Raw genomic sequence first — 12,741 nt, forward strand, 5'->3', positions numbered from 1 at the left:
TTTATTTTAAAAGTGAATTTTGTTAGGCTTAAATCACGGAAAACCGTGACAAGAATAGTCATATAAAAAGATACTTTTGCGTCATGTTATTTTCTAAAACCATTTTGAACAAAGTAGTGGCTTTTCTATTGCTTACTAATAGACCCATTATAATGGCACTTCTGTTAGTAAGTATTGGTATCAAGACAGTTCATGCAGAAGAAGCCAAAGATACTTTATCGATATCTATAGTGGACTCATTGGTTAGTACTTTCCCCTATTTAATTACAGATAGTGCAGAGCAAGCAAAATTAAATGTAGAACAAGCACTTTTACTAAATCAAGAGAATAGTCTTAAGGTATCCGCTTTTGGTAATTACTGTTTGGGATTTTACAGCAGAATTAAAGGAGAAAATAGAACGGCTATTAAATATCATGATAAGGCTTTGTCTTTTTACAATGAATTAGAAAATGAAGACAGACAGGTACTCGTACTAAACGAATTAGGGATAGTCTATAAAAATCTTAGTCAATATGAAAAGTCGATTGAGATCTATACGCAAGGAATTGAAATAGCGGAAAGAATCGAATCAACTCGTTTAGCTGATGTATATTCAAACTTAGCTGTTGTAGTTTCAAATATGAAGAAGTATGACCAAGCATTACAATATTTGTTTAAGAGCTATGAACTAGAAAATGACACCATTGGAAAACAAGTTATACTGCTTAATATTGGAGGCACCTATAAAGACAAGGATCAGGATAGTTTAGCGATGATCTATTATCAGAAGGCCTTAAAAGTATGTGACGATAATAATTTAGCCGATTACTATAGAAATGATGTATTGCAAAATATCGCAAACGAACTGATAGATAATTTGGACTATAAAAAAGGCTTGAAATATTTATTTGAGATCGCCGAATTTGAAGAGGGCGAAAATAACAAACGGGATTTAGCACACACCTATTTGAGTATTGCTTCTGCTTACAAAGCAATGCCAAATTATGATGAGGCAATACACTTCTTCAATAAATCCATTGTTTTTTCAATTGAAACAGAAACAAACGATCAGCTTTTATTAGCATACTCTTGCCTAAGTGATATTTATACAAAAAAAGAATATTATAAGAAGGCACTGCAGTACCATCAAAAATACACTTCCCTAAAAGATAGTCTGTTCACTATTGATAAAGTAAAATACAATGAAAATTTATTGGCTGAATTTGAAGCAGGAAGAAAAGAGAACGAAATATTATTGTTGAAAAAAGAGAGAGAACTACAAGAAAAAGAATTACAGGTTAATGAACGTGATCTTAAAAACAATATAACTATACGAAATGCAACCATAATTGTGTCAATATTAAGTGTTATAGCAGTGTTTGTTTTAGTCCTATTTTACAGACAGAAGCTGAATAGTAAACAGCTGTTAGCGCATAAAATTGAAGAAATAAATAAGCAGAAAATTTATTCATTACTACAAGAACAGGAAGTGAATGCAATTAAATCAGAGATTGAAGGGCGGGCTAATGAGCGCAAACGAATAGCTCAAGAGTTACACGATGGTATAGGAGGAAACCTAGCTAGTATTAAACTGAATTTAGCCAATATAATTGGTGGTAATTCCGATGAAAAATTGAAAGCTGTTATGCGCAACATTGATGATACGTGCAAAGAGATTAGGGATATTTCTCATAATCTCATCTCGGTTAAAATACAAAATCATTCGTTTTCTTATTTGGTGAAAAAGTTTTTGAATGAAATATTAGTGGGCAAAATGGTAAAGCTTAACCTAAATCTTTATCCCGAAGCAGAGCTAGACAAATTGCCTAATGAGCTTAAAATTGAATTATATCGAATAATTCAAGAGTTAGTGAGTAATGTGATTAAATATTCAAAAGCCGATGTTGTTGATATACAAATACTCCGAGCCGATAAATATCTGAATGTAATGCTCGAAGACAACGGTTTGGGCTTTGATACTACTAAAGCTACTAATGGAATAGGCTTAAAAAACATCCGCTCTAGAATTGCAGCCTTAAATGGTATTTGCAGAATAGAATCATCCCTAGGAAACTGGACCCTGGTAAATATTGAAATTCCTCTTAATTAGATCTTTATGATAGAAAAAATGAATAGAATTAAAGTATTACTTGTTGATGATCATTTGATGTTTTTGGAGGGTTTACAATCGCTGTTTGCAAATGAAAAAAACATAGAGGTTGTTGGAGCAGCTTCTAATGCCAAAATAGCTTTAGATATTATTAATACCAAACAACCAGATATTGTAATAACCGACCTAAGTATGCCTGATATTGATGGAAGTAGCTTAGTTGCAAGCATACAGAAAATGTATCCAAGCATATATACGCTGGTTTTAAGTATGCATAGTGATGCACAAATAATTTCGAAGTTAATAAAGCAAAATATAAATGGTTATCTATTAAAAAATGCAGAAAAAGAAGAGCTATTAATAGCAGTAAAAACTATTGTTGGCGGAGAAAACTATTTCTCTAAAGAGGTAAGTGACATATACAATGAAGGTTCATGTAAGAGTGATTATTCTTCCATTCCAGAACTAAGTAAGCGAGAAAAAGAAGTTCTTAAATTAATAGGAGATGAATACACAACAAAAGAAATTGCAGACCACCTTTTTATAAGTCAGAATACTGTTGAATCACATCGTAAAAATATGTTCTCAAAATTGAATGTAAAAAATGTAGCAGGCTTAATAAAAATGGCCATTAAAAATAATCTCTTAGAATATTGAATCATTCTAGTTATCAGCATATAATACATTATCACAATCATCAATTAGAATAAAAATAATTATGGCTTACATTGATTTTTGAGGTGAAAAATAAACTAAATATAAACTATTCACATGGGTATCTTCCATAGGTAATATTAACCACACAATTTAAAAATATGAATAAACGTATACTCTTATCACAATTTATTTTTGTTTTGCTGCTTACATTAAGTGGCACAACTTACGCTCAAACAACCATTACTATTGATGATATTAGCTTTGATGCTGTAAATGGTGAAATCACCAGCTATAGCGGCACCGCTACTGACATTATTATACCCGAAAGCTTTACGGTAAATAGTACAGTGGTAACAGTAAAGAGCATACAATATTATACTTTTAGAAATAAGGGACTGACTAGCGTTAGTTTCCCCAATACACTTACATCAATAAAGTTTCTATCTTTTGCCGATAACTTGCTTACATCGGTTACTCTGCCACCCAACTTGACAGAATTAGGGAAAGGTGCTTTTTCCGATAATAGCATTACCGAAATTAATGGAAAAGCTTCTAATGGTATTTTCTTAGGATTAAATGCGGATGGAACCGAAGATAATACCCAACTCGTATGTTTTGGAGGAACAGCCACGGAAATTGACTTTATTCCTAGTACCGTTACTGTTATTCAATCCTATGCCTTTGCCAATTGTGGGCTCACCTCGGTAGAAATACCCGACGGCGTTGTAGAATTACACGATGGTGCATTTCAGGGAAACGAATTAACAACGCTTGTTTTACCCAATAGTGTTACGACATTTCACAGTCGCGTGTTTTCAGACAATAAACTAACATCGGTAACGCTTTCTGAAAACCTAACAAGCATTGGGTATTATGCTTTTGAAAATAATCTACTGACGTCAATTGACATACCTGAAGGAGTGACAAGCATTAAAAATGATGCATTTAAGGGCAACCTATTAACTTCAGTTACACTACCTAATAGTTTAAAAACTATTTCATTGGGGTCATTTCAAAATAATGAAATCTCCTCATTAACATTAAATGAAGGTTTAGAAGAAATCGGGTATTATGCCTTTCAAAACAATAAACTAGTTACACTTACCATACCAGCAAGTGTAACATCTATTCAACCTACCGCATTTTCAAGTAATGAACTCAGCTCTGTTACATTTGAAGCAAATAGTCATCTTGAATCTATAAGTGCAAATGCATTTAGCAATAATGCTTTATTAACTGCCATTAAAATGCCAACGCATGCTAATGCTCAATGTAATTCATATGCCGATGAAAATGGAGTTGAGTACCTAGTAGGAGAAAATATTACTGATTTTACAATAGCTTATCGTGCTAAAATAGTAGCCACATTAACGATTGATGATGTAACCTTTAATAGCACAACCGGAAGTATTAGTAATTATATTGGTACAGCTACTGATATCGTTATTCCTGAAAGCTTTACTGTTGATGGTAGCATATATGCTATTACCGAAATTGCAGACAACACCTTTGAAAGTTCTATATTTACCGGTTCAAGTATTAGTTCTGTTGTATTGCCAGAAACCATACAAAAAATGGGTGAAAAGGCATTTTACGGGAATAGTCTATCGCAAATTAGTATACCTGAAGGTTGTGAATTAGGTGAACAATGTTTTGGTAGAAATAAACTTAAAACCATTACCATCCCTGCAGGTATAACAGAAATACCTTCTACATGTTTTTCGTATAACGATATTATCGAACTAAACATTCCTGCTTCGGTTAAAACAATCGGTTCAATGGCTTTTGCATACAATGATATCACAACACTTACTTTAAACGAGGGACTAGAAGACATAGGACTTGGTGCTTTTTACTATAATAAAATCAGTAAACTAAGCATACCAAATTCCGTTGTTTTAGTGAATCGAGCGGCATTCTCTCGTAATCAGATAACGGAGGTAAATCTTAATGAAAGTTTGGAATTACGTGGAGGGGCATTTGCAGATAATAAAATTACATCCGTAAACGGTGTAGCTTCTGATGGTGTATTTTATGGCTTAAATGAAGATGGTACAAAGGACAATACCAAACTTACATCCTATGGTGGTCCCGAAAGTGTGATAGACTTTCTGTCTAATAGCATTACTGTAATTGACTCTTCTGCATTTAGTAATCATAGATTATCCTCTATAGACTTACCTGCTTCGTTAACACATATTTATTCTAATGCTTTTAGTTCAACATATGTTGACGAAGTTTCTTTTCCTAATACTTTGAAATATATTGGTAGGTCTGCTTTTACTTATAATGATTTAAAAACGATTACTTTCCCTGCAAGTATTGAATACATTGGAAGCTATGCTTTTAGTTTTGGCGATTTAACATCTGTTACATTCGAGAGTGAATCTAATATTCAATTTATTGGGGAAGTTGCTTTTTATTATAACGATGGCCTAAATGATCCTATCGTATTACCAACAAGTAGCATAACTGGTTTTATTAATTACTACGATAACAATGGTACTGTATATATTGCAGGTAGTGGATTTTTAAATGATGAGGAAGGTTGCTTTGCTCGCTACAAAAAAACGGTAACGCTCGATGACATTGTTTTTGATGAAACTACTGGTACCATAACTGATTATATTGGAGAAGCTTCCGATATTATTATTCCTGAAAGTTTTGCTATAGACGGCGAACAAGTAGTTGTTAAAATTATCGGTGAAAAAGCTTTCTACAGTAATAAACTATTTTCTGTAGAAATGGCGAATAGCATTACCAAAATTGAAGCAGAAGCTTTCAGAAGCAATAACAATATGGAAAGTGTTGTATTGAGCACTGGACTTCTTACGATTGGTAAAAGTGCTTTTTCTAACAGTGTTCCTGATGAAGGTATTGATTTGCCAGACACAGGTATTTGGAATAAGTCTTATTACTATACACCAGGTACTGAGATTACAAAAATAGAATCGAGTTCATCTTACTACTACCACCACTTAGTATATACTGCAAATTTTGTAGATTATGATGCTACTGTTTTAAAAACTCAAATAGTGGTACCTGAAGGTTCAGCCACTGCTCCTTCAAACCCAACACGTACAGGTTATACTTTTTCGGGCTGGGATGTAGCCTTTGATAATATAACAGCAAATACTACGGTTAAAGCAGAGTATATAATTAGTACATACACAGTAAGCTTTGAAGACTACGATGGTACGCTTAAGTCGGAAATTGTTGATTATGGTACAGCGGCCACAGCACCATCAAACCCAACACGTACTGGTTATACCTTTACAGCTTGGGATGTAGCCTTTAATGATATTACAGCAAACATTACGGTTACTGCAGAGTATTCAATCAATACTTATACCGTAAGGTTTGAAGATTACGACGGTACATTACTTAAATCGGAAATTGTTGATTATGGTTCAGCTGCCACAGCTCCATCAAATTCAACGCACACAGGTTATACCTTAACCGGATGGAATGTAGCCTTTGATAATATTACTGCTAATACTACAGTTACAGCAGAGTTTACAATTAATTCATATACCGTATGGTTCGAGGATTACGACGGTACATTGCTTAAATCTCAAAGTGTTAACTACAGTTCGGATGCTATTGCACCTTCAAACCCAACACGTACAGCTTATACCTTTACTGGTTGGGATGTAGACTTTGAAAATATCTCAGAGGATATTACCGTTACTGCAAAGTATTCAATCAATACATATACCGTATGGTTCGAGGATTACGACGGCACATTGCTGAAGTCCGAAAGTGTTGAATATGGTTCAGCCGCAACGGCACCATCAAATCCAACACGTACAGGTTATACCTTTACTGGTTGGGATGTAGCCTTTGATAATATAACAGCTAATACTATTGTTACAGCAGAGCTTGTTATTAATACATACACAGTAAGGTTCGAGAATTATGATGGCACATTGCTGAAGTCCGAAAGTGTTGAATATGGTTCAGCTGCCACGGCTCCTTCAAACCCAACACGTACAGCTTATACATTTACTGGTTGGGATGTAGCCTTTGATAATATAACAGCTAATACTATTGTTACAGCAGAGCTTGTTATTAATACATACACAGTAAGGTTCGAGAATTATGATGGCACATTGCTTGAATCACAAATCATTAACTATAATGCAGCTGCTATTGCGCCGTCAAACCCAACACGTACAGGTTATACCTTTACCAGATGGGATGTAACCTTTGATAATATAACAGATAATATTACCGTTACTGCAGAGTATCTAATTAATACATACACAGTAAGCTTTGAAGATTACGACGGTACATTGCTTACATCAGAAAGTGTGGAATATGGTAGTGCAGCTTTTGCTCCTTCAGACCCCACCCGTACCGAATATACCTTTACCGGTTGGGATAGCGATTACAGTAATGTAACAGCAAATATGACGGTAACAGCACAATACACCATTAATACCTACACGGTAACTTTTGAAGATTGGGACGGAACAGAACTAACATCAGTTAGCGTAAATTATGGAAGTGACGCTTCGGCTCCTTCAGATCCTACCCGCAGCGGATATACTTTTACGGGTTGGGATAGCGATTATAATAATATTACAGAAGATATTACTATTACGGCTCAATACACCATCACTACTACTTACACGGTAACTTTTAAAGATTGGGATGCTACTCAATTAGCATCAGAAAGTGTGGAATATGGTAGTGCAGCTTTTGCTCCTTCAGACCCCACCCGTACCGAATATACCTTTACCGGTTGGGATAGCGATTTCAGTAATGTAACAGCAAATATGACGATAACAGCACAATACACCATTAATACCTACACGGTAACTTTTGAAGATTGGGACGGTACTCAATTAGCATCAGAAAATGTAGAATATGGTAATGCTGCTTCGGCTCCTTCAAACCCTATTCGTATCGGATATACTTTTACTGATTGGAATAGTGATTATAGTAATATTACAGAAGACAGTACCGTAACAGCACAATACACCATTAATACCTACACGGTAACTTTTGAAGATTGGGACGGTACTCAATTAGCATCAGAAAATGTAGAATATGGTAATGCTGCTTCGGCTCCTTCAAACCCTATTCGTATCGGATATACTTTTACTGATTGGAATAGTGATTATAGTAATATTACAGAAGACAGTACCGTAACAGCACAATACACCATTAATACCTACACGGTAACTTTTGAAGATTGGGACGGTACTCAATTAGCATCAGAAAATGTAGAATATGGTAATGCTGCTTCGGCTCCTTCAAACCCTATTCGTACCGGATATACTTTTACAGCTTGGGATGTAATCTTTGATGATATAACAGATAATATTACCGTTACTGCCCAATATGATATAACTACAGGCATAGAAATAAATACCAATACAGAATATAGTGTGTATCCAAATCCTGTTAGAGATATTCTTACTATAGATTTCGATAATGCAGACTATAGTAAAGAGCATAAGATCTCTATTTATAATAATTCAGGTCAAATTATTTATTCAAATAGTGACTATGGTAGTAAAATGAGTATTTCTGTAGCCAACTGGAATGCAGGAATATACTTTATTATTGTAGATAACAGAAGGACTAAAATTATTAAATTGTAACATCTGATAATTATTAATGGAATCAGGAAAGGAGGGGCTAAATGGGCACCTCCTTTTTTTTTACAATTATCTAGTTGGATTGCTTACAAAAGACTGAGATAATGGTAAATCAGGCCATTAGCTATTTTTCTATTGTAATGAACCAATTTGGCGCATTTAATTCCTTTTTATGCCTTCACTAATTTTAAGTTTCGGGATTATTAAGCCAATAAAAGAAGTTTTAAAAGCTCCCATCTTATTTTTTAGAAATATTATTTGGTTGTGCAAGGGTTACGCGTGTTGTATGCCGTTTTTTTTATTTATACATTTCCAATGCGTTTTCCACATTGTCGTTATTAAGTTCTTTCAATCTTTTCAGCGCAGCAGTTGATTTCTCAGAGTCAATCGTTTTTAATGCGTGTACACATTTTCTTAAAGTCGATTCTAATTCATCATCGTACGGTCTAAAAATTTCTTTATCCAAGGCGATATCGAGAATTGGTTCTACGAATCGGTCATCCGTGAGATTTTCTAGATAAATGGTATTCACTAGGTCTTCGTGTTGACTATGCCACCTTCCAGTAAGAGCTTTTTCAAACAAGTCATATTGACTCGAATCAATGTCTTTTATTTTTCTGAAATCTAGACAATTAATCAAGTCTTCTTCACTCTCTTTTTCAACCGCTATTTTTAGTGACTTATTCATTTTCATAATACCCTTTTATTCCTATTCCAATTGTCCAGAAGTATTTTCCTTCATCAGATTCTGGGATTTCTTCCGTTTGCTCATCCATTTCGGGAATTACTTGTCTCCAAACTGCTAAGTCTATAGAGGGGAAAACATATGAATATGGGATTTCCTCTTCTTCATTATCAAAATCAGAATTTGTCGAAACAGATATCTCCTTTATTAATTGTGGAGCAGGAGTCTTAAAAATTTCAATTTCACTTAGATATACTTCAGTAAATTCAGAATCCTTACCTGAGAACTCAATAAAATCAGCTTTGTTGTTATCATCAAATGTTATCTGTAGTTCATTTTTGAAGTAGCCATCTTTTGTTGGAACAGGCATTGAAAAATCTCCATAGTTCATTACTGATTTTTCTGATGAGTATTCAGGCTTACCAAGAATTTTTCGAGTTTCATCTCTCGTCATTCCAAGTTTTATTTTTCCTGCTCCAATATGTGGTTCTAATTCAAATCTCATTTTCTAATGGCATACAACGGGCTTGCTATGTGTTTTGCGGGATTTCGAAGCACTTTACTTTCAAATCCGCAATTAGCCAAATCTTTTATTTTCCATAAATTAAATCCATCGTCAAATCAAAGATTTGGCGGTGTTGCAACGAAGAACTGCGGTTGATTTACCCGCTGACCCCCGCATTACATATAGCTTTTGTTATGCACTTTATTTTTTCCAAATTATCCATAAATTAATTGAAGAAACAATAATAGTATCGGGAAAAGACCAATTGTCATAGCAGAAATACTTATAACTGTATCTTCTTTGTCATCAAAACCTACTAATGGAAGTTCTAAAACGAGATATATTATAGCTGTAATTGATAGAATTATCAGTATGATTACTGATAAGGTTTTACTTCCAACTGCATTCGAAAAACTTTTAAAGATTGTATTAAAAGACAAATTCTCATTTTGATTCTTTTCATTACTGCTTAATCCCGTATTTATTAATTCTCCGTCTGTTATTTTACCAATAATATTTGAAACAGAAGTGGAAGTGCAGGATAAATAAATTTCTAGCTCGATAGATTCTCCTTTATTCAATAAACTTGGTAAATATTCAAAAGACGAATTCAATTTATTATCGTAGATAATCTTATCGTTTGTTTGATTTGCCCTCTGCTTTGTAACTATATCTATTATTGTTGGAATTGTTTCATTTTTGTCAATATCATCATTTGAGAAAATGACTCTAATAGGACCATCCTTAAAATCATCAGATGAGATTGATTTCTCGCCAGTGTTAGTCATGCGGACAGAAAGCTTTGATAAATTCTCAATAGTGAGACTATCATAAAGCAATTGAAAACTATATTCGTTTCTAGAGATATTAGTAAAAAGAGAGCTAGTTTTTGAATAGGAAACTGTAAGTTGCTTTTTCTTATCTGTCCTATTTAAGGTGTAAATTGAAAGAGTTGCTGATATAATTATTGCAAAAATTGCAATCCAATTTGAAGCTTTAGTGTACCAAGGTTTATCCCTCAAAAGCATCGATTTTTCCCGTTTCAATTCTTTCTCTCTTTCCGCAATTTCCTTTAAACGGTTTGTGTTAAGATCGTGAGAACTTAACTTTTCATTATTGTCCATTCAATTTTATATTTGAGTTTCCTATATATTGTGCATAACGGAAAATTGCATGTTACGTAAGGGTTTGCGTGTGAATCTCTGTCCGGGTACGGACGAGAGATTGAGCGGACACCCGCTGCTCGCATACCACTGAACCCCTTATGGAATATGCAAAGTGTTGTGCTCAGTGTTTTTGTTTTTTATTATCTTTTTAATAGTTCATTAATTATGGTATTGTCTCTTTGAGAACGGCTTCATAATAATCATTTGTTGAATAATCTATTTCATTAATGGTGTGTTCATCCAATATTCCTGAGTTTCTGTAGATTTAGAGATTTTGTTGTCCTTCAAAGGCAAAAACTTGTCAATAATAAATATCGGTTTTTCCTTCCAGCTTATATGTACTTGTTGCACAAACATTTCTCGATATTGTTTATAATTCAAATATGTTCGCTCGCCCAATATGCGACCTTCTGTGTCATTTAAATTTTTAATATAAATCTTTAACCTGTTTGAATCATCATTTGTAATTTTAGGAAAGTCAGAGACATCATCTAGCATAAGGCTGATTTTTTTGTTGTTTAAAGAATCTTTAACGACCTCTTTCACGTCCACTTTTTTATTATCAACCTTGACCTTATAATTAGATAGTTTCGATACTACGTCAGGTGAATAAGGGTTGTTGAATGTAACAAACAGTAAGTTTTTCTTCGAGTCGTACAGTATTTCTGTAATAGCAAAATCTTTGGGGTTTGGCATTTCGAACACGTTGCTAAAGGAAATGTAATTGAGATACATAAGGTCTTGATGCTTTGCGTATTCAACTTGTGCATTGAAGATGAGCTGCTTTTCTTTTTTTTGAGTATTGAATAGAGAATAGAATAATTTGTGAATGGCATAAGTGTCCCTATTAATGAACAATTGACCAAAGACTTGATAATTATCAACAGATAGAGGATTTGATAATTTGAAGTCAATAACATAAAAAGAGCCACCTTCCATTTTAATAATCTTGGCTAGCTTGAATTTATGATTTTTTAGAAAATCCTCTTTCATTATGTACATGAAAGAGTATGCAGGTTGTTCGTAATTTCTTATGGCATCATGAATCATCAGCATTGTCAGTTCATTCCCTCCACTAGGGTCAATACGAGCATTTGGTATGAATTTACTGTCAAAATTGTCATAGTTGATTTCAAGTGTTGAGTCTCGTTCAAATTCATGGTTAACTTTGTATTCCAAAAGACGGATTTTAGTATCCATACGGTCACAGGTATTGAAACCATCATCAAAAACTTCAATTAATGATTCATTGAGATTGATATAATTATCTGATTTCGTCTGATAGTCACGATAATATGCAACATAAGAAAAAGGACTTTGGGAATAATTCTTTGGTATTTGTTCGATGGATCTTTTTACTATTTTTTTAGGAGACAAAGATTTTACTTTTTTCGCTTTTATCATAACTTCATCCAACGATATGATAGCGACCTTGAGGGCAATCGTATTCAATTCTTGTTTTTTCAAGTTTTTTAAATTAACATACTTTGATGTATAACCGAGGCAGGATATGATAAGAGTATCATTCATATTTTGAATTGTTTTAGGAATTGAAAAATCTCCTTGAGCATTAGAGATTACACCTTTCCCCAAATCTTTAACCGTAATTGTTGCAAAAGGGATTCCTTCACCGCTATCTGAGTCAATTAATTTCCCATAGATAAAATCAGAAGATTGAGAGTACACCGTGAAATGTGAAAATAGGATTAAAATAAAAGTAAGGGAGCTGTATATTTTTTTCCAATTGTTTTTGCTGGAAGAGTTTTTTACATTAGACATAGGTGGAAATTATTAAATTTTAATATTTAGGACTTTAGCTTACATATTTCCTTGCTAGCAGGAATTAATCTTACTAGAATTCAGCATTGAGCACAACTTCTTTATATGTGCACTGGTGCACTTATTTCTACTATATCAAATAAAAAGGTGCACAATACATACCCATATGGCGTGTATTGTGCACCTTTTTGGATTTACCGTTTCAAATCTACAAAACAATATGAGTGCAACAAAGTAAACATGCACCTAT

7 protein-coding genes are annotated in these 12,741 nt (G+C 33.7%); 3 read left to right on the forward strand and 4 right to left on the reverse strand.

Annotation, left to right across the window (positions count from 1 at the left end):
* Positions 1 to 83 precede the first annotated feature (83 nt).
* The 3 genes from ALGA_RS04810 to ALGA_RS04820 all read left to right on the forward strand — a co-directional run bounded on the left by ALGA_RS04810 (position 84) and on the right by ALGA_RS04820 (position 8,359).
* Complete coding sequence (locus ALGA_RS04810; protein ID WP_096428251.1) at positions 84 to 2,090, forward strand: tetratricopeptide repeat-containing sensor histidine kinase; 2,007 nt, start codon at positions 84 to 86, stop codon at positions 2,088 to 2,090.
* A 6-nt stretch (positions 2,091 to 2,096) separates the two neighbouring features.
* The gene (locus tag ALGA_RS04815; RefSeq protein ID WP_197705707.1) at positions 2,097 to 2,747 is read left to right on the forward strand and encodes a response regulator; all 651 of its coding nucleotides are present in this window, start codon (positions 2,097 to 2,099) and stop codon (positions 2,745 to 2,747) included.
* 158 nt (positions 2,748 to 2,905) lie between these two features.
* Positions 2,906 to 8,359 (forward strand): leucine-rich repeat protein, encoded by a 5,454-nt coding sequence (locus tag ALGA_RS04820; RefSeq protein WP_096428252.1) that lies wholly within the window; start codon positions 2,906 to 2,908, stop codon positions 8,357 to 8,359.
* A gap of 295 nt (positions 8,360 to 8,654) precedes the next feature.
* Here ALGA_RS04820 and ALGA_RS04825 read toward each other — a convergent pair whose 3' ends face one another.
* The 4 genes from ALGA_RS04825 to ALGA_RS04840 form a co-directional block, all read right to left on the reverse strand.
* Positions 8,655 to 9,050: a hypothetical protein gene (locus ALGA_RS04825; RefSeq protein ID WP_096428253.1), complete on the reverse strand. Its 396-nt coding sequence runs from the start codon at positions 9,048 to 9,050 to the stop codon at positions 8,655 to 8,657.
* Entirely contained in the window at positions 9,037 to 9,546 is a 510-nt protein-coding gene (locus tag ALGA_RS04830; RefSeq protein ID WP_096428254.1) for a hypothetical protein, read from the reverse strand. The genes ALGA_RS04825 and ALGA_RS04830 overlap by 14 nt, the downstream gene beginning before the upstream one ends.
* 215 nt (positions 9,547 to 9,761) lie before the next feature.
* Positions 9,762 to 10,670, reverse strand: a complete 909-nt coding sequence (locus ALGA_RS04835; RefSeq protein ID WP_096428255.1) for a hypothetical protein — start codon at positions 10,668 to 10,670, stop codon at positions 9,762 to 9,764.
* Positions 10,671 to 10,928: 258 nt separating this feature from the next.
* Complete coding sequence (locus ALGA_RS04840) at positions 10,929 to 12,491, reverse strand: carboxypeptidase-like regulatory domain-containing protein (protein WP_096428256.1); 1,563 nt, start codon at positions 12,489 to 12,491, stop codon at positions 10,929 to 10,931.
* Between the last annotated feature and the right edge of the window lie 250 nt (positions 12,492 to 12,741).

It is taken from the genome of Labilibaculum antarcticum (assembly GCF_002356295.1).
Taxonomy (GTDB): Bacteria; Bacteroidota; Bacteroidia; order Bacteroidales; family Marinifilaceae; genus Labilibaculum; species Labilibaculum antarcticum.